Source organism: Flavobacterium sp. NKUCC04_CG (assembly GCF_019345525.1).
GTDB lineage: Bacteria > Bacteroidota > Bacteroidia > Flavobacteriales > Flavobacteriaceae > Flavobacterium.
In genome coordinates, this window is sequence record NZ_JAHKRA010000001.1 from 215,095 (window position 1) to 234,295 (window position 19,201).

General features: G+C 36.6%; 15 protein-coding genes. 1 reads left to right on the plus strand and 14 read right to left on the minus strand.

All coding sequences use genetic code 11. The annotated features are described in order from the left end of the window. Positions 1 to 13: 13 nt before the first annotated feature. From KO524_RS00835 to KO524_RS00880, 10 genes are all read right to left on the minus strand, one after another. The gene (locus tag KO524_RS00835; RefSeq protein ID WP_219288237.1) at positions 14 to 913 is read right to left on the minus strand and encodes a tyrosine-type recombinase/integrase; all 900 of its coding nucleotides are present in this window, start codon (positions 911 to 913) and stop codon (positions 14 to 16) included. 168 nt (positions 914 to 1,081) lie between these two features. Continuing rightward, positions 1,082 to 1,276, minus strand: a complete 195-nt coding sequence (rpsU, locus tag KO524_RS00840) for a 30S ribosomal protein S21 (protein WP_219288616.1) — start codon at positions 1,274 to 1,276, stop codon at positions 1,082 to 1,084. Between the two features lie 131 nt (positions 1,277 to 1,407). After that, on the minus strand, positions 1,408 to 2,160 hold the full coding sequence (locus tag KO524_RS00845) for a LytTR family DNA-binding domain-containing protein (RefSeq protein WP_219288239.1): 753 nt from the start codon (positions 2,158 to 2,160) through the stop codon (positions 1,408 to 1,410). Between the two features lie 10 nt (positions 2,161 to 2,170). Beyond that, entirely contained in the window at positions 2,171 to 3,208 is a 1,038-nt protein-coding gene (locus tag KO524_RS00850; protein WP_219288241.1) for a sensor histidine kinase, read from the minus strand. 1 nt (position 3,209) lies between these two features. Further along, positions 3,210 to 3,833 (minus strand): hypothetical protein, encoded by a 624-nt coding sequence (locus tag KO524_RS00855; RefSeq protein ID WP_219288243.1) that lies wholly within the window; start codon positions 3,831 to 3,833, stop codon positions 3,210 to 3,212. A gap of 279 nt (positions 3,834 to 4,112) precedes the next feature. Beyond that, the gene (locus KO524_RS00860; RefSeq protein ID WP_219288245.1) at positions 4,113 to 4,787 is read right to left on the minus strand and encodes a hypothetical protein; all 675 of its coding nucleotides are present in this window, start codon (positions 4,785 to 4,787) and stop codon (positions 4,113 to 4,115) included. A 508-nt stretch (positions 4,788 to 5,295) separates the two neighbouring features. Continuing rightward, entirely contained in the window at positions 5,296 to 6,438 is a 1,143-nt protein-coding gene (locus KO524_RS00865; RefSeq protein ID WP_219288247.1) for an acyl-CoA dehydrogenase family protein, read from the minus strand. A gap of 20 nt (positions 6,439 to 6,458) precedes the next feature. Continuing rightward, positions 6,459 to 7,334 (minus strand): helix-hairpin-helix domain-containing protein, encoded by an 876-nt coding sequence (locus KO524_RS00870; RefSeq protein WP_219288249.1) that lies wholly within the window; start codon positions 7,332 to 7,334, stop codon positions 6,459 to 6,461. A gap of 68 nt (positions 7,335 to 7,402) precedes the next feature. Next, positions 7,403 to 7,624, minus strand: a complete 222-nt coding sequence (locus tag KO524_RS00875) for a PspC domain-containing protein (RefSeq protein WP_219288251.1) — start codon at positions 7,622 to 7,624, stop codon at positions 7,403 to 7,405. 204 nt (positions 7,625 to 7,828) lie between these two features. Next, positions 7,829 to 9,109 (minus strand): DUF2851 family protein, encoded by a 1,281-nt coding sequence (locus tag KO524_RS00880; RefSeq protein WP_219288253.1) that lies wholly within the window; start codon positions 9,107 to 9,109, stop codon positions 7,829 to 7,831. Between the two features lie 92 nt (positions 9,110 to 9,201). Between KO524_RS00880 and KO524_RS00885 the strand changes: the two genes are divergently transcribed. Beyond that, complete coding sequence (locus KO524_RS00885; RefSeq protein ID WP_219288255.1) at positions 9,202 to 10,887, plus strand: GLPGLI family protein; 1,686 nt, start codon at positions 9,202 to 9,204, stop codon at positions 10,885 to 10,887. Between the two features lie 76 nt (positions 10,888 to 10,963). Here the strand turns inward: KO524_RS00885 and KO524_RS00890 are convergent, their stop codons facing one another. The 4 genes from KO524_RS00890 to KO524_RS00905 all read right to left on the minus strand — a co-directional run bounded on the left by KO524_RS00890 (position 10,964) and on the right by KO524_RS00905 (position 19,125). Next, positions 10,964 to 12,322 carry a pyridoxal-phosphate dependent enzyme gene (locus tag KO524_RS00890; protein WP_219288257.1) on the minus strand — a complete coding sequence of 453 codons (1,359 nt, stop codon included), beginning with the start codon at positions 12,320 to 12,322 and terminating at the stop codon, positions 10,964 to 10,966. Between the two features lie 185 nt (positions 12,323 to 12,507). After that, positions 12,508 to 14,532: a putative porin gene (locus KO524_RS00895; RefSeq protein WP_219288259.1), complete on the minus strand. Its 2,025-nt coding sequence runs from the start codon at positions 14,530 to 14,532 to the stop codon at positions 12,508 to 12,510. Between the two features lie 111 nt (positions 14,533 to 14,643). Further along, positions 14,644 to 16,029 (minus strand): RagB/SusD family nutrient uptake outer membrane protein, encoded by a 1,386-nt coding sequence (locus KO524_RS00900; RefSeq protein WP_219288261.1) that lies wholly within the window; start codon positions 16,027 to 16,029, stop codon positions 14,644 to 14,646. Positions 16,030 to 16,035: 6 nt separating this feature from the next. Continuing rightward, a complete protein-coding gene (locus tag KO524_RS00905; protein ID WP_219288263.1) occupies positions 16,036 to 19,125 on the minus strand; it encodes a SusC/RagA family TonB-linked outer membrane protein in 3,090 nt (1,029 codons plus the stop codon). Positions 19,126 to 19,201: the final 76 nt, after the last annotated feature.

The window sequence follows — 19,201 nt, forward strand, 5'->3', positions numbered from 1 at the left end:
ATCAATTAAAAATCTATTTGTCTTTCTTGACCCGAGGATGCGCATTTTGATAAACCAATTTCAGCTGATCCAAACTCGAATGAGCATAAACCTGAGTGGACGATAAACTCGCATGCCCCATCAATTCTTTTATCGCATTGATATCCGCTCCATTGTTTAACAAATGCGTCGCAAACGTATGCCGCAACATATGTGGACTTTTCTTTTCCTTTGAGGACACATGACTAAAGTACTTATTTATTAATCGATAAACAAATGTTTCGCTTACTTTATTAGCGTGTTTTGAAATTATTAACACTTTAAAATTCGCATCAACAACCAAAACTCCCCTCAACGACAAATATTCTTTTAAAAGGTTTTTTAACGGTTTAATCATGGGCAACAATCGAACCTTGTTTCGCTTTCCACAAACCCGAACCACATCGTTATAAAAATCCAAATCATCAACCTCTAAAGCCAATAATTCAGCACGTCGCAACCCCAAAGCATATAACAACTCCACGACCAAGCGGTCACGCACATCCTCAAACTGATTGGATTGGTCAAATTGCCCCAAAACCGCTCGAACTTCCGTAACAGAAAAAGGAACCTGAATCTTCTTATCTACACGCAAGGAAACATGACTTTTTAGAGGATGCTCAGCAACCAACTGCAATCTTAAAAGAAACGAATAAAACGATTTTAAAGCACTCGTTTTGCGATTAATCGTATTGTTCGATAAACCTTGCTCAGAAAGCTCCACAACCCATGCTCGCACATGATCATAGGTGACTCCGAGATAACCCACCTCTGTATCGGTTGCCAAAAACACTAAAAAGCCCTCCACATCCGACGAATATGCCGACACGGTTTTAGGCGAAAAGTTTTTCTCTTTAACGAGGTAATCTACATATTTTTGAAGATCTGTATTCATCAAACTGCTTTTTTCATCTATTAAAAGTTTTCCAATACACCCTTACCAAAACCCACATACTTTTTCATAAATCCCATCGAAGCTTTGATTTTAAGACACAAAAAAACCGTTACAACAAAGTTAAACACTTTATCATAACGGTTTATATTTAATTCAATTATTAAAAGGCTAGATTTCTACAGCATCTCTTAATCCTTGAACGTAAGCAGCTTTCTGCATTTTTGCTCTTTTGGTGATCGAAGGTTTCGAAAACGCCTGACGAGATCTCAATTGACGCAAGGTTTTAGTCTTGTCAAATTTACGTTTGTAACGCTTTAGCGCTCTATCGATATTTTCTCCGTCTTTAATTGGAATGATTAACATAGTATATACACCTCCTTTCATTTATGTGGGTGCAAAGGTATTGCTTTTTATTTAACTAGCATAGTAATTTTAAAAAAAAGCTACATGCTGTTGTTCTTTTACTTCTTACTAGATTGCTCCAGCATACAAATTCAGTAAACTTTCTTTTGACTCAACCAATTCTTAAAATCATTTACCCGTTCTCTACTCACAATAATATCATCCTCACTATAGGTTTTCAAACCGATTTTTAATCGAGAATTTAAATATACACTGATTTCCCGAATCGCAGCTAAGGATATAATTTGTTTTCTATTTACTCTAAAAAACTGACTGGGATCCAGCTCTGCCATAACCTCCTCTAAAGTATCTTGATCTAACAAATAATTCCTGTTTGAATTGAGGTGTATAAAAACCCCTCTATGTCTAATAAAAACGCATTCTACCTCTTGAGTTTCCACGATCTTTACTTGAATCCCCAACCTAACTAAAAATCGTTTTCTATAGTTGATTTCCAAATAGCGCTCCCGTACTTTCCCTAAATTCAAAAGGGCTTTATTAAAAGTTCGGTATTTATCCAGGGCCAACATCAACTCCTGTTGATCGATAGGCTTTAACAAATAATCGAGACTATTAAATTTAAAGGCTCGCAGGGCATATTCATCATAAGCCGTCGTAAAGATTATCGACGAATGCAAAGTCAGCGCTTCAAAAATATCAAAGGAAAGCCCGTCAACCAATTGAATGTCCGCAAAGATCAAGTCGGGCTCCTCTTCCTTTTTAAACCAATCGATTGCTTCACGTACGCTATACAATATCTGAGCGACCTGAAAACCACAACGTTCGATTTCTCGAACTAAAAGTCTGGCAGCAGGTTTTTCATCTTCTATGACTACTATTCTCATATTACACTTTTTAAAAGGACATCAAAGGCAACTTGACTATAAAAAAAACATTGTCGCAATCGATAAAAACAGGTCTTACTGTCAACATTTTATAACGCTCTATCACATTATTAAGTCCTACATTAGACTCTTTAGACCGACTTTTTTTCGGTCTAAAAGTATTGGTCACTACCAAATAGTCTTTTTCCCAAGAAATACGAACTCTTAACGGATTTATCGGATCGGCCTGATTGTGCTTTAAAGCATTCTCCAATAAAATTTGCAAGCCCAAGGACACCACTTGGAAGTTTACTTTATTATCATCCACGTCTTCTATAGTAAATTCCAAACTGTCTTCAAATCGCAATTGCAATAGTTGCATATACAAACGCGCAAATTGCAATTCCTCTACTAACGGTACCAAGTCTCTGTTTTTCTGTTCTAAAACATAACGATATATCTTTGACAGCGACCGCGTAAATACTTCTGCCTGTGTTGGGTTCTCTTGAATTAAGCCCGTCAAAACATTAAGACTGTTAAAAAGAAAATGCGGGTCTAACTGGTTTTTCAATCCCTGTAACTGGGCCATTTGATTTTCAGCCTGCATGTTGCGCTCACGCTGCTGCTGTTGTAAAAACGCCCTATAAAACATCCATCCAAACACTACTGTCAAAACCATCGCTGTAATGATTAATGGAAGTACCAACTTGTGGAATGAAAAGTTTTTAATAAAATCAAAAAACTCCTGAAAACCGGAAACCCCACTAAAAACCACTTCTATAAAAACCACAAAAAAAACCGTAATCAATAGACTACATGGAATAAACAACAGGATTCGTTTTTTATAATCCACATCATTCTTTACAATCTTTACAATAAGTATTGACAATAAAACATTAAATATATAAATGCAAAAACTAATGCTAAAATCAACGAATACTTTTTTTAAGAAAAGGGGCGTCCACTCCAAATAACCAGTAATTGTATACTTCAAACCAATTAAAAGTAACACGACTAGCCCTCCGACAGAAGCAGCTCCTAACAATTGTTTTTTTAACTGATTCATCATACTAATTTACACAAGTTTTAAGTAATTCCGCCAAACGTTGTTGTTCCCAATTTGGATAAAATGCCGTAGTAGCTGTAGGCGAACTTACTAAATAAGATTTCATTTTGCTTAACTGCATACAAAAGGGTTTTAGGTCTTGATTATAAAAGCGGGCTGTTTCCATTTTAAACGCAGTTTTCTCCAATAATACACGCGGATTTTGCGGGTCTATTTTTAAGGCTTGATCATACAAATCCAAGATTACTTCAGTTAAATACGCGCCTTTATTAATCGGATCTGTTGTTAATTCGGCTGTATAACAAAAAGCGGATAATACCAACCATTCTACATTAGTTTCCTTAGCTAAATACTCCGCTATAGAAGGCTTAATTTTGGAAATCAAACGGAGTTGTTCTTCTCGATCTGTACTTCGAAATACCTGTTTAAGCTCAGTTAGTACTAAATAATACTGTGGAATCCAATTGGCCGTATCCGCATGGATTAAGTGTTCCAATTGGGTTCTTGCTTGTAAGAAATTGCCTTTACCCATTGCTTTCAAAGCACTTTCCATTTGCCTTTCATAACTACTTTGCGCACACATGATGACCGAAGTCAGACTTAAAATAAAAATAAATAATTTTCTCATAACACTATGCTTTCTAAAGATTAAAATATATGGAAACAAATATATCTTGCCTTTATTAGAACTCGAAAAACATTGGTTTGAGCTGTACAAATTAAGGCTTGAGTTGTATAATTGGACGACTGACTTCACAAAGCCACTGTACACAAGAAAAAAAAGTAGCCAGAAAAATAAAATTTCCCTGGCTACTTTTTTCGTCGTAAAAACAACTTTTGATAAGTTTTTATCACTTTACATTAATCGAATGCTTTTCCTATTAACTCAAATACTCCTTTGTTATTTTTAATTGGCACAAACGGCTTGATCTAATTTTCGCGCTTGATCTTCACCCCATTTTGGATAAAACGGAATGTCTGATTTTTGATTGTCAAAAGCAACTAAAGCTTGTTTAAGGTCTGGACAATGAACCGTTTTATCTTTTCCAAAATATTCAGCCTCTTTTATAAAATAGGCTGCTTTGCCAAATAAGGCTCGTGGGTTATTCGGTTCCAACTCCAAAGCTTCATCATACAAATCCATCACTTTTTGAGATAATGCTTTTTTACCCAATGGATCTATACTTACTTCTGAACTGTAGTTCAATGCCAATAAAATTAACCATTCTGCCTGATTTGAGGTATCTATATAACTTTCTATACTCTTACGTGCCTTATCAATTTGATTCATCTTATCTCTATGATTAGTGACATCAAACGAATTGGTCGTTTCTAACAAGGCCAAATAATAGGCAGGAATCCAATTTTCCTTATTGTCCTCGGCTAGCTTATCAAAAAACATGGTTGCATTTTTAAGATCGCCTTTGCTCCACAGTTCCAATGCTTTTTCCATAGAGGGTTTCCCCAGCGGTGGTGCTTTTCGTTGTACTGGAGGACGCTGTTTCTTTACAGGAGGAGTCTTTCTTTGCGCTAAAGCTCCAACTGATAGCAATAAGAACAAAAAAATCACTATTCTTTTCATATTTTATAGTATTAAGGTTTATTAATTGTATTTTCCACTAAAGTAAGTAAACTTAAAAAAGAATTAGATAATTTCAACTTTTAATGCAATGTTTTTTTTTAAGTACAGAGGTTAAAGCGCAGCTAGGCGTATTTGTCGTAGAAGTTTTTGAGGTTTGAAAACGCTGTTATTTAAAAAACGATTCCTTGTTTACTAGTTGCAGATTCGATTATACGAGAGCCCTTAATATAAAAGATCTGTTTTTGAAAGCAGACTATAAGCAACTCCTTTAAACAAATAAAGATGGCCTTTTCTAGACCATCTTTATTTTATATTCTAATGTTTTAGGCTCCATGTAATACTACACTTAAAAACTTACTATGTAATTCTCCTGTTTACAAATCACAGTTCGTGTCAAATTCATTCGAATTTGCGATTTATAAATACCAACTCCCATATGAAGGAAGTAGCCACAGAAATAAATTAAATCATTTTTATCAACACCTAAATCCTATTTGATTTTGACGTGTTAGTCTTTTAACACATTTCTTGAAATGACTAATTTCTGGATTTCAGTAGTTCCCTCGCCAATAGTACATAATTTAGAGTCTCTATAGAATTTCTCTACTGGAAAATCTTTGGTATATCCGTATCCTCCGTGAATCTGTATTGCTTCTGAAGAAACCTTTACACACACTTCTGATGCATACATTTTAGCCATAGCTCCCAACTTTGTCATCGGTTTATGATTGTTCTTTAAATAAGCCGCTTTGTGCAACAACAATTCTGAAGCTTCGATTTCCGTAGCCATATCAGCCAATTTAAAGGCAATGGCCTGGAAAGAGCTGATTGGTTTTCCAAACTGATGTCTCTCTTTTGAATATTTCAAAGCTGCTTCATAAGCTCCTTTGGCAATACCTAAAGATAAAGCTCCAATAGAAATACGTCCACCATCTAATATTTTCATAGCTTGGATAAATCCTTCTCCTACTTCACCTAAACGATTATCGTCTGAAATACGGCAATTGTCAAAAATCAACTCTGCCGTCTCCGAAGCTCTCATTCCCAATTTATTTTCTTTTCTACCACTTGAAAAACCTGGTGTTCCCTTTTCGATTACAAAAGCAGTCATACCTCGAGAATCTCCTTTTTCTCCCGTTCTTACAATTACTACCGCTACATCTCCTGAAATGGCATGTGTAATAAAATTCTTAGCACCATTAATTACCCAATGATCTCCGTCCTTAACTGCAGTAGTATTCATCCCTCCTGCATCTGAACCGGTATTGTGCTCCGTTAACCCCCAAGCTCCAATCCACTCTGCCGTAGCTAATTTAGGAATCCATCTTTTCTTTTGTTCTTCATTACCAAAGGTTAAAATATGATTGGTACACAAAGAGTTGTGCGCTGCAACAGAAAGTCCAATAGACGAATCTACTTTGGATATTTCCTCAACAATGGTGATGTATTCGTGGTATCCCAATCCTGAGCCTCCTAATTCTTCTGGCACCAAAACACCCATAAAGCCCATTTCACCTAGTTTTTTAAACAAATCAACAGGGAAAAATTGTGCTTCATCCCACTCCATAATGTGTGGGCGGATATTTTGTTCAGCGAAATCTCTGATTGACTGTGCAATCATCGCTTGGGTTTCATTATAGTCGAAGTTCATTGTAGTTGTTTTTATATTTCTTAAAAAGCCAAATATAAGCTAATTATCTCCAATTTGTCAAGTGGGAAATTCACAATATTTTCAAATTCCTTTAAATGTGTGAAATCGCCATGGCTACTCCTATAAATCACTATCCCTCTAGCAATGCGATAGTTAATATACGGTATTTTACTAATTTCGTCTAGTGTTGCCGTATTGACATTGGTTTTTAAAACGACAACAGGATCTAAAATATCAAAATAGGCATTCAAATTAGCTATGTTTTCTGGGCTAAGGCCCCAAATAAAATCAAGTTGTTTCATATGAACAAAACCCCTTAGACGATTTCTTTCGTTAATAATTCGATCAGAAAAAACCGGTCCAATTCCTCTAACTTGCATCAGTTCATCTCGAGAAGCTGTATTGATGTCTTTGATTTCTAACGCAGTTGTTATGGCGTCCTGCTTTTTGGGCAACTGAGCTTTTTGTGAACTCGAAGTCCATTGCGGAAATTTAAAATATACTGAAATACTATCTAACCATTGCTTTGACACTCCTGTTACGGTCTGGAATTCTGCTGCCGAATTTACAAAGTGGTTTTTCTCGCGATAAGCATGTAGTTTATCAATTTCCTCCAAGGACATCCCCAAGGAATAGCCCTTATAGTCGGAAATAAAATTGGGATTAAAAGGCTTTAGCTCCAGCTGTTGTTTCGTCTGAAGAGCAATAGAATCTAGCACGAGCTGCTGGGCATGCCACTCAACATCAAAGGGTTCAATTACCGTCCTATTCATCGCCCAATTGAGATATACAAAATAAATGATTTGAAATACTATAATCAATAAGGCAAGCCATAGTATTCCCATCCGTTGCGAACGGGTAACATAAGGAATATTATTTAGCCATCGATTTTTCACTGTTAATGCGCGCCTTTTTATATTTTAGAAGCCTAAATATAAAAATATAATGAAATAAAGCCTAACGCCTATAAATCAAAAACAGAGCTGCGTTTGGTATATACCAAATCCTTAATACGCACTACAAAAGCCAAAGTAAGGTAAAAAGCAAAAGCCAGTCCCAAGGTAAAAAAGGAGAGATAAATAAAGAAGAAACGCACACTACTGGTACGCATGCCAATACGATCCGCTAAGCGAGCCGATACTCGGAAACCGTGCTTTTCAAAAAAATATCTAATATTATTGACCATTTTCTTCTAGTTGGTAGACAAATATAAGCATTTAATAATTATGGTAACAAAAGAAAAAACAACTGCTTTATGACGCTATTCCTTATAAAAAACACCACAGTACTCACTTTTAGATTGTATACAATATGACAGATGTTAATTCTCCTATTTGCTTTTCCAGATAAACAAAGACACCATAGAAAAGGATGCCAATACTGCTCTTATTTATTTTATTTTATCCTTATACAAATAAGCTCGACCAATACCGCAGCTCAAGCATTTTTTCGCATCGCAATAGTGCTTTTTGAGATGCAATAGCGATTGGGTATCAAAGCTGCTATTTACCGCTACGCCCAGTACCGAAAAATAATCAATAATACTGTTTTTTTCCGGTTTTAGACTACTGACTAAATCCAATAAGGCATCGGAATAATCCATTCCTTTGGATTGATAATAAGCGTATTTAAGTGGGATAACCGTATTAATAATGATTAAATCGATAAAGGTCTGGGTTGTTCTCTTATTTTTGGATGGACTTATTTTATCCATTATATAATGCGTTCTCCAATATTCACTAGTACTTATATCCAATATTTTATAATAATCTGCCTTTGTTGTAGCCTGCAGTATGGCATCAAATAAACTGGAGTGCTGATGTATCAAATTTGCCAGCTGAGATAAACGTATACTCGGAAAATTATCGGGATGCAGTTTAAAATAACTCACTTGTAAAGCATCTAAGTTATCCAATTGGTATTTATGAGATAAAAAAAGCCACGTATCCCATAGATTTTTACCATAATATTCTTGAAAATCAGCACGGAGTATGTTGGTTTTCCCAAAAAATAAGGCTTCTAAATTGCTCACGGACAAGCGTTCTTTGTTGACCAATTGTATCGGTAGGGATTTTGCCATATTTAAAAAAGTGGCGCCATTAATGTTTAGACCAAATCCCTGAGCAATTTGACAAAAGAACACCGATTCCCAATCTGAATTATGCTGTATTAATAATTGTTTAATCGGATTTACCTTATGTTGCATCCGTTCAAAAAAAAGGGTTTCCAACCATTTATTTCGCTTAAAAACATCCATAGTTCCAATAAAGTCTTCGCAGTAAATCCACTTTTTTGGTTGATCCAACAACCTATAGCGCTTTAGGATTTCGCAATCGACGTATTTGGAGAGCAACAATACCGGAATTTCAGTTTGATTAGACCGCATTACGGGAACATCATATTCCCATACCACGTGCAAGATAACGTTGTCGTAATTTTTATCGCGTTCATGGTGATGCAAATACCAATCCGATGACTTCGTGTGTATTTCAATATTTCCCGCCCATTTTTGATTACCTAAAACAATTAGGCTGTTAAAGAAATCAGGTCCTGACTGTTGCGTATATTCACCCGATCGAATAATTTGCAATGATTCTCCTTGTTCAGTTTTTAAATCCGTAAAACTAAACAACTTATATTGCCATATATAATGTAAAAAAGCCTCCTTCATAACTCCTTAATTATCAACGGAATCTAAGATATTGAAAAAAAATTGATATTTTTATGCTTTTTTAGAAGCTTTTACAAATTTTGCTCCCTTTTATGAAACACTATTACTTGATCATTTTACTACTAACTACTATCTTTTCACTACCGAGCTTCGCTCAAAAAACACCGTTAAATTTCACTGTCGAATACCAAACTTTTGATCACGGCCGCCTTATTGACGCAGAAAACCCTATTTTAATCATTGCGAATACTCAGCAAACATTAGTGAGTACTTTAAAGGAGTTTGAAAAGAAACAAGAAACGTTTCCATTGGAGGAATATTATATCGATGTGGCAAGAAAACAACGTTTTAACCTTTCTCAATTAAACTTAAAAGAACGGATTGGGAGCGCAGATAACGTATTAGACGATCCTAAAAAATATACCCTAACAGGCCAGACCAAACGAATACAAGGGTATCTTTGTAAAAAGGCAACCACCACAGTAAATTCTAATGCAATTGAACTTTGGTTTACTACTGAGATTCCAGTTAAAGGAGCTCCAAACTTGTTGGGAAGTTCATTGGGATTGGTTTTGGAAATGACCAGAAATAAAGAATACCGAATTACAGCATCCAAGATTAATAAAAACATACCTTTCGACATCGACGCCCATGTTAAATTGGCCAATACCCCTCTTTTTGACGCGTTGACTTACCAACAAAAAATATGGCAAAGCCGCTTTATCAACATTCCGATATTTAAAAATGAAACCATTAACTATACAGCAAATGCGCGTTCCAACGACAGTATTTTTCGCTTTGCAAAGGGAAATGTGATTGTTCGCAAAATAAAAATCCCTAAGTACAAAAAGGGAAGTCAACTTTTCTTAGATGTTACTCAGTCGTCACTAGGTGATGCATACGACCGCACTGCAAGCGTTTTCATAATACCTACCTACTACAAAAGTTCCTTTCTCGATGCCTTACAAAACGGCAAGGAGTTGCTTCCGATTTACACCGGAGGCAACGGAAAAAAATATCAAGGTTTTGTTGCTACTCCTACTTTTAATCCACTAATTGAATTGATGCGTTTTTTTACACCATTTGGGATTGGTAAATTTAATCACATCCAAATCAAAGATAAAATATGGAACCCCGTCGCTCATTTCCGACAAGAAATCACAGCCTATGCTCCGCTCTTAAAAGACCGAGAAGTATATATTGGTATGTATATTAGTAATTACGATAGCGCCGGTCATCAAGTATCTGCCGATATCAGCATACATCCCAGTGAATCAGAGAAGGAAGAGGCTGTTGTAATTATGCCGCTTTTCAATACGGTTAACGTACTTGAAATGGACGGTCAGGAGTATCCAACCCTATTCAGCACAGACAAGGGACTCTTTGTAGAATTTGAGCTACAAAAGGCCGTAAACAACGCCCAGTTGCGCTATATAACAACCGGACACGGCGGTTGGAAAGCTGGAGATGAATTTAATGCTAAGGAAAACAAGATTTTTGTCGATGGTAAACTGGTGCATAGCGTAATTCCTTGGCGTGAAGATTGTGGCTCGTATCGTTTGATGAATCCAGCATCGGGCAATTTTAAAAACGGCTTATCGTCTTCTGATTTAAGTCGCTCCAATTGGTGTCCAGGAACAGTGACATACCCGATGAGCGTTGGGTTGGGGGATTTGGCCGCAGGCAAACACAAAATTCAAATCCGAATCAATCAAGGCGACTCTCAAGGTAGTAGCTTTAGCTATTGGAATGTCTCTGGTGTTTTAATTGGATATTAATGACTAATTGCGATTCCCTATTCAACAAAAAAAGCCCTGTAGAAAATTTACAGGGCTTTTTTTGTTGATCAGTACATTATTGAATCGAACTGATAATATCGTGTTTGGTAATGATGTTGTATTTACCGTCTTTTGTTTTTAGTAAAACCGCAGCATGATCCTGGAATAAAGGCGATACTTTTTCAACTGGAGTATCTTCATCGACGATGGGATAGGGCTTACCCATCACTTCGCGAATTGGTTTATCGGAAATATCTTTATTGATTAGATAACTTTGGAATAAATCGGTTTCGTCTAATGAACCCACAAATCCCGTAATATCGACTACTGGTATTTGAGAGATATTGAATTTATGCATTCTCAATATGGCATGAGACACCAATTCTTCGGTACGAACAATAACCAGAGGCTTGTCTTTATGTGACTCTACCAAATCTTTAGCCAATACCACTTGTTCTTCTAAGTAGCCTTGTGAACGCATCCAATCGTCGTTAAACATTTTACCTACATAACGACTACCGCTGTCGTGAAACAAAACAACTACCACGTCATCGGGACCGAAATGCTCCTTCAATTGCAACATTCCTTTGATAGCTGCTCCAGCAGAGTTACCAACAAAAATCCCTTCTTCCAAAGCAATTTTACGCGTATAAACCGCAGCATCTTTATCAGTAACTTTGGTGAATCCGTCAATTAGTGAAAAATCAACATTTTTAGGCAATATATCTTCACCGATTCCTTCAGTGACATAAGAGTACACTTCGTTCTCGTCAAAGATTCCGGTTTCATGGTATTTTTTGAATACAGACCCGTAAGTGTCAATTCCCCAGATTTTGATGTTGGGATTTTTCTCTTTTAGGTATTTTGCCGTTCCAGATATCGTACCCCCCGTACCTACACCTGAAATAAAATGGGTGATTTTTCCGTCGGTTTGTTCCCAAATCTCCGGTCCGGTTTGTTCGTAATGCGCTAAGGCATTCGACGGATTGTCGTATTGATTTACATACCAAGCATTGGGTGTTTCTTCGGCTAATCTTTTGGATACAGAGTAATAAGAACGCGGGTCAGCTGGTTCTACATCGGTCGGACAAACCACTACTTCGGCACCAACTGCACGAAGTATATCCATCTTTTCTTTGGATTGTTTATCGGATATGACACAGATCAGCTTATATCCCTTTACAATCGCAGCCAAAGCCAATCCCATACCTGTATTTCCAGAAGTACCTTCGATGATAGTTCCGCCTGGTTTTAATCGGCCGTCTGCCTCTGCATCGGCAATCATTTTAACCGCCATACGATCCTTAATCGAATTTCCCGGATTAAAGGTTTCTACTTTGGCCAAAACCAGAGCGCTAATATCTTCTGTAACCTTATTCAATTGAACCAAAGGCGTATTCCCTATGGTTTCTAGTATGTTTTTTGCGTATTTCATCGTGAGTATTTTTATCATATACTAAAGCTTGACAAAGGTATTGATTGCCCTGCTTTATATACCTATCTATTATTTTTAATTTAATGCGATTTGCGTGAAGGATGGTAGCGACATCCTTTTGATTTTTATTTTAAAAGTCAAAAGATAAAGCGAACAGCCTGGTCCGGAGGACACGCTACAATATCTTATGTAAAGAAATTCCAAACCAAGCCAAATCGAATTGCAAAATCGCGGTATGGATAATTCGGTGCCGAATAAAAATTATAGCCCGTCATCGACGAATTAAAATGCTCGGCCTTTAGATAAATTCTAGCCGTACGGACTTTTAAATTGATAAAAAAATCAAGTACAGGGTAATCACCCATTTTGCGTTGGTCTTGTACGTAGAAATCTCCGATTAAGGGATTGTAGTCGTTAGCATAATAACTACTAAAGTAGTTTAACGTTACTCCCGTTTGGAATTTTAATGCCTTGTCAAAAAAGGCATCGGTAAAATACAAGGTACTCCTCCATACGATTTCTGGCACATTCAAAACTGCTTGGGACTGATCCACTTTTTGATACAATACCGTGTTGTCTAACCCCCATTTACCTACACGTAAATCCTTATTGGCTTGTATAGATAAATAATTTATGGTTCCGTCGTATTGTGTGGGTTTTACCACCAATTGTATCGGCATACCTTCATCATTAAGCGCTGTAGCTGTATTGGTAAAATATATCTTGTCGTTGATAACTTCATATTTTGCCGATATGTTTAACCACGGTGTGGCAGCCGTTGCTGTGAACTGCGTAATTTTTTCGTTGTTAAACTGATTATACCAATTGTAATTTACATAATCACTTTGGTATAATTGATAATTTAAGTCAGGAGTTTTATTGCGTTTTTGAAATCCAAAATCAATCTGAATTTCTGGGTTTATATGATATCTCAAATCCGCTTCAATATTACTAGTATCGTCGTTACCCAAAGAGTTTGAAATCAACAAACTTCCCTTCCATTTATCTTTGTGATAGGTATATTTTCCACCCACTAAAGTAATGTTGTTGTGCAATCCACTTGGAATCACTTGATCTGAAATGACCGCTATACTTTTATAACGATAATCGTATTGTAAGAATTCGGTAAAAAATTCGAATCGTCCAAATAAACTCGATTGGTAGGCCGCACCAACTTTGTTATACCATTGATAATAGCGGGTTTTGTTGCTGATTTCGGACTGGAAAAAATTGCCAAACCTCAAAGGCTCTCCTACAATGCCCCCGGCTGCCGCATTGGGCTGAGAGTAATTAAAAAATTTATCTTCATAGGTAAATTCATGGGTCAACAATATCCCGTTTTCCAAAGAGCTATTCAATTGATATTGATGGTTGATATACAACCGCTTTCCCTTTAACATGGTTTCTACATCGCGGAAATATACATTGAGCTGATCTCGCTTATCGTAAGGCACCTCACTGCTCTCAAAGTTAGCCAAATCAGTGATTCCCCCATTCTCCTGATTTAAGATATCCTGAGCCGTTATATGCGTTCGTAAGAAATACCGTTTGTTGTCAGAGATATAGCTGGATCCGAGTTTAAAATTACCCGTCGAAGCCAATTGATTAATGTATTTACCCAAGGACCTCATTCCTTTATAACCTACAAAAAAGTTTAGATTTTTACTGGTATTTAAGGTTACAAAGGCATCTAAAATCTGTCCTTGTTTTATAACGGAGCGGTAAAACAAATCGGTATATGGAGTCGGTGCAGAAAAATAATTGATGTCTTCAATTTGTAGATAATTAAATTGCTTGGCATTAAAACCCATTGCGGGTAAAACGCTGTTTTTTTGGGCACCGTAATTTAAAACGTTATAAGTCTGGCCCTCATTTGCAAAAGGCAATAATCCAAACTCATCTTTACGCAAATAATTCATCGCGTAATACTTTTTAAGACTTAAAGCAGTATCTACGGAAATGGTATCGTTTCTTAAAGTAATGATTTTATAATCGGCTATAGGAGCGACAGAATCTTTGATGACAGCCTCTTTATCTTTACGAGTTCCGTCACTGTTTTCAAAATCGTCATTATTATTATTGCTTTTATTTAAAGACTTTTGATCCGTTGAAAATTGATTTCCACTGTCTACACGAACGGCTCTTTTACTGATTTGAGCCGAAACACTCAAAGAGACTAAAACCAATAAAACGGAAAGATACTTTTGCATAAAAAAGATTAGTTTGGACAAAGGTAATTTTATTTTTGAATAAAATAAAAAAAGCCATCCGAAGATGGCTTTTTAGTTATAAAGTTTAGATAAACTATAGAAATCAAAGTACTAGTAACCTTTATTTTGTTTGATTTTAGTAACGTTAATTTCATTTTGAGGAATTGGAAAAGCCAATTTGGTATCTCCGTAAGGAATCACTTTAGTCGTTACTGGACTTGTTGGTATCTCCATTTTATAACGCATCATATCATCAAAACGGAAACCTTCAAAAATCAACTCTTTTCTACGTTCTGTACGAATGTCTTCCAGTGTCAAAGCAGTAAATGCTACTTCTCCTCTTTGAGCTCTCAATTGGTTTATCAAATCCAACGCCTGAGCATCGCCATTATTTAAAATAAAAGCTGCTTCAGCATAGTTCAATAAAAGTTCTTCAAAACGCATTACTTTAAGATTGGAACTCATCTTTGGATATTTCCCGATGTTTCTAAGATCTCCGTCAACGTCTTCCGCTATCATTTTTTCACCACCTCGAACATCGTCAGGGTTAGCGAATAAATCCAATACATCAGGATGTACTAAAACATCTCCATACCCATCATAGCTAAACACATAAAACATCGAGTTCGTTCCTTGATTGAAGACACCAGACTGTGCCAATTCAAAAATGGAGTTTGCCTGTTTGCTTTCTGCTCCAAATGAAGCATCAAATGCCGATTTAGACACGATGCTTCCACCCATCTCCATAGCCTTTGCAGCTGCATCTTTAGCTACAGCATAATCTTCTGGGAAAAAAGCAGCGAAATACAAAGCCATTCTAGACTTTAAACCTAAAGCCGATTGTTTGTTTATTCTAGTAAACTCACTAGTATCGTCGGTCATTAAAGAAATCGCTTTATCGATATCAGCATAAATCGAGGTTCTGTTTTCCTTAACAGTTAAACGAACATAACTCTTTGCATCTAATTCTGAAAACTTAGTAATATACGGCACTCCTAAAGCATCCGCATTTTGATCCACATTTTGTTGACCATACAATTTCACTAAATCAAAATGAGCTAAAGCACGGATAGCATATGCTTGTCCTTTATAGTTATCTATAGCTTCTTTATCACCTTTAGTAACATCAGCACCAATAGCCAAATTGGAGGAATTTATTACTTTGTAAATTTGTTTCCAAGTATCCGCTGGATAAACATGGTTAGCGGTAACTGCAAACTGGCTTACGTTGATAAAACGGTTTGAATACCCAACTGAATAGGCATTATCCGTACGTACCTCGTCAAACATCAAGATTTCTCTACCGTAATAAGTAAAGTGAGTCATCGTTTCGTAAGCACCAGTAAGCACCGCTCTCAAGTCCGACTCGGTCTCGATTGGTTTCACATTTAAATCTCTATCTACAGATAACGACGGATCTAAAGCATCTTTGGAACAAGACACCAAACCACCACCTAATACTAATAGTGAGAAAACAGTATAAAATATTTTTTTCATGATTTCTTAGAATTTAACATTAATCGAAAATACTACCGATTTGATAGGAGGAGCAGTTAAGCTCGTAAATCCACTAGCATCAATTTCTGGATCGTATTTCAATCTACTATCTTTAACCCAAGTAGCTAGGTTTGTTCCTACTACAGACAAGGTGATTCCATCCAATTTGATAAATCTCAATGCTTCAGAATTGAAATTATAACCAAAGGCTACGTTTCTTAGACGGATATAATCGCCGTCATATAAAAATCTTGAAGAAGGTGATGTTGACGCAGCATTAGGAGTACTTAAAACATCCACTCGCGGTACATCAGTGATATCACCAGGATTTTGCCATCTGTCCATCAAATTATCCACCCCATTGTATGTCACTAAAGAACTTGTACTTACACTATGTGTTTGAGCAGCCCAATCTTCATATACTTTATGTCCACCAGCAAAGGAGAACAAAGCATCAACGAAAAATCCTTTATAATCTAAGTGAGTAAATACTCCTCCAGAATAAGTCGGTAAAGGACTTCCTCCTTGATATACTGCCTCAGCATCCCCATAAGTCGAAGTTGTAGTTCCATCAGCTTTATACCACTGTGCCAAACCGTCTTTAGGGTTCACTCCTGCATAAGTTGGCATATGCCATGCGTAAATAGGTTGACCTACAGCATCTCTTTTATAAGAATTCTTAAGAACTGTATATTCTCCATTTTCAATAGGCATCTTCGTCATTTCACTTTTAACAGTTCCCAAGTTACCACCAATAGACCAGTTGAAGTCTTGTGAACGGATAACATCTACATTCAATTCAAATTCAAAACCTTTGTTTTCAACCGCCCCAATATTTTGAATTTGAGAATCATATCCACTCATTTTAGAAAGTGGATTAGCCATCAACATGTCTGATGATTTGGTTTTAAAATAAGCTGCAGATGCTGTAATTCTATTGTCAAAAAGACCCAATTGAATACCAACGTCAAGTTTATCTTGTTTTTCCCACCCAATCGGTCCACCTAATTGCAAAGGTGCGATTCCACCTTCTCCATCATAAGAAACCGTATTAGCTAATGCTTGAAATTGATTTACGTCAAAATCAGCATTACCATTGCTACCAATCGAACCTCTTAATCTTAAAGTACTAAATGCCGATCCTTTTAAAAACTCCTCTTCATGCGCATTCCAAGCTGCACCTACAGACCAGAAATTACCCCAACGAATGTCATCACTAAAACGAGTGTTAGCCTCTCTTCTTGCGGTCACATCAATTAAGTATTTATTTAAATAGCTATAATTTAAGATTCCTACGTAACCTTGATTAGCCGCATCATAGTCTTTACCCGTTGCATTGAAGTTAGTCGCCGCAGTACCCAAATGAGTAAAACCAAGCGGAATAACTTCTCCATATCCTTGTAACAATTTGCTTTTAAACTTTTGGTATTCATAAACAAACTTCACATCAAATCTATGATCGTCAGCAATATAAAAACGATAATCCAAACCGTTTTGCACCAAATAAGAAAAAGATCTAGTGATATAATTGGAAGAACTTCCTCCTATACTAGTTCCATCACCATGAACTGGGTTTTGGTAACCAAGATAGTCCGTTAAACTATAATCCAACGACAAATTGGTAGTGAATTTTAAGTTGTCTGTAATTTTATAAGACAAACTGTTGGTATTCATCACTTTTGTATAATCATTGATATCATAATTATTTTCCTTAATGTAAAGTACGTTTGCCAAACCACCTGATGGCAGATTATACGACCCGTCTTTGTTATATGCCGGAGTATATGGACTCATAAACAATTTGGTCAAGTTGGGATTTGAGAAATAAGCACCATTTTCCAATAAAGCATTTTGCCTTACATTGGAAACGTTAACACTCGTATTGAATTCTACCCTGTCTGACAATTGTCTCATCATAGTCAAGGAAGCAGAAATTCTTCTAAAATCAGCACCGATAACCGTACCTTCCGATTTATCATGTCCTAAAGATGCATAAAAATTGGATTTTTCATCACCCCCAGAAGCCGATACATTGACACTTGAAATAGGAGCATCTTTTCTACGTACCAGGTCACCCCAATCAGTAGAAACCTCACCATCATTAACCCATTTCAATAATTGTGCACCACCGCTTACTCTATTATCTGGATTTACTGCATAAGCATAAGCCCCATCTCTACCAAATCCTTTACTTTTTCCATAAGTATTGTAAACCGCCTCAAGATAAAGTTCTTTTCTCTGAGCACCGTTTAACATCTGTGGTCCTTTAACCGCATTGTTTTGAAAACCTAAAGTAGTGTTAACAGCAAACTTGGTAGCTCCGCTTTTTCCTCTTTTAGTGGTAATCAAGATAACTCCATTAGCACCTCTGGCACCATAAACCGCCGTAGATCCTGCATCTTTCAGTACAGTCATCGACTCAATGTCTGCGCTATTAATACCTGCTAAAGGAGAAAGAGAAGTAATTTCCTTTCTACCTGACTGGTTTCCAGATGCATCACTAATATTGTCTCCAATTTTAGGTGCAGTCATCATAGGTACTCCATCAATTACGATTAACGGTTCAGTACCCGCCGAAAACGAGTTACGTCCACGGATACGAATGTTTTGTTGTGCTCCAGGAGCTCCTGAAGTCGTTGACATTTGTAAACCCGCTACCCTTCCTTGAAGTGCTTGATCCGCAGAAACCAAAGGAACTTTAGAAACAACGTCTCCTTTAATAGAAACAACGTTACCCGTAATCTCATTTTTCTTTTTTACTTGTCCGTAAGCTAATACGACCACTTCTTCCAGCATCGCATCGTCAGATACCATACTTACATTAAGTGTGTTAGAAGCTCCAACAGTTTGGCTTACATTTTTAAGACCAATAAAGGTGAATACCAAAACATCCCCAGCCTTTGCCTTGATGGAATACCTTCCATCTAAATCCGACTGAGTACCGTTTTGGGTACCTTTAATCACTATTGAAACCCCGGGTAAAGGAAACCCGGACTCAGAAACAACTCCCGAAAGAGTTTTTTCCTGCGCAATCGACAATTGCACAGAAAACGCCAATACTAGTAGCGTTAAAATCCATTTAAACTTCGATTTCATTATTGAATTGAATTAGTTAGTCTAACAAACTTACTAAAATTTTGTTAGATAATATATTTTTAACATTCTAATTCCC